This is a genomic window from Nocardioides allogilvus (assembly GCF_003047285.1).
In the GTDB taxonomy this organism is placed as follows: domain Bacteria; phylum Actinomycetota; class Actinomycetes; order Propionibacteriales; family Nocardioidaceae; genus Nocardioides; species Nocardioides allogilvus.
This window is the reverse complement of record NZ_PZYX01000058.1, coordinates 1-629: the sequence shown is the minus strand read 5'-3', so window position 1 is coordinate 629 and position 629 is coordinate 1. Positions and strand designations below refer to the sequence as shown.

General features: G+C 41.2%; 1 protein-coding gene. It reads right to left on the bottom strand.

Annotation, left to right across the window (positions count from 1 at the left end; translation table 11 throughout):
- Positions 1 to 418, bottom strand: a 418-nt coding sequence (locus tag C9J87_RS19415) for an IS30 family transposase (RefSeq protein WP_107706369.1), incomplete at its 3' end; no start/stop codon positions are given.
- Between the last annotated feature and the right edge of the window lie 211 nt (positions 419 to 629).

Genomic DNA, 629 nt, shown 5'->3' with positions numbered 1-629 from the left:
TTTTTGCTCCGCCTCGACTCTTTCTTTGACAAAGCCCCCGGCGTAAATATTTCTGGTACTCTCCACATCCGTGATAGTTCTGATAGATCATTTGATAGATGGTTTCGTGACTGAGAGATTCTTGACTGGCTCTTTTCAGACGACCTGCTATTTGTTCGGGACTATGATAATCTTTCAATCCTTTTTTTACCAACTCTAAGGCTGACTCGCTGACATTTTTAAAGGGTTGTTTGGCATTTTTTCGCCTTGTCTCGCTTTGAGCTTGTGCTGTGTCAGGTAGATAGCAGCCTAGGGAACTTTGATTCCTTCTTAATTCCCGTGATATTGTGCTTTGATGACATCCGAGCCAGACGGCCATTTGCCGTTGAGATAAATTTCCCTCCTGACTAAGTTGGTAGAGCAAGTTTCTTTGTTCTATGTTAAGATGTTGGGAGCTTCGTTTTTGGGTCTGATTTGTTTTTGTTAATGATCAGACAGTACCTGATGAGCCTTTCTTTGTCAACTCTTGAGGTTGATGCGTTTCATTTTTGAATTGGCGTTGTCTTTGAGTAAAAAATGCAAGTTATAACCGTGCAAAGTATAATCAGTTAGGAGATTACGCTTGGTATGACGGAAATTCTCAGGAGACA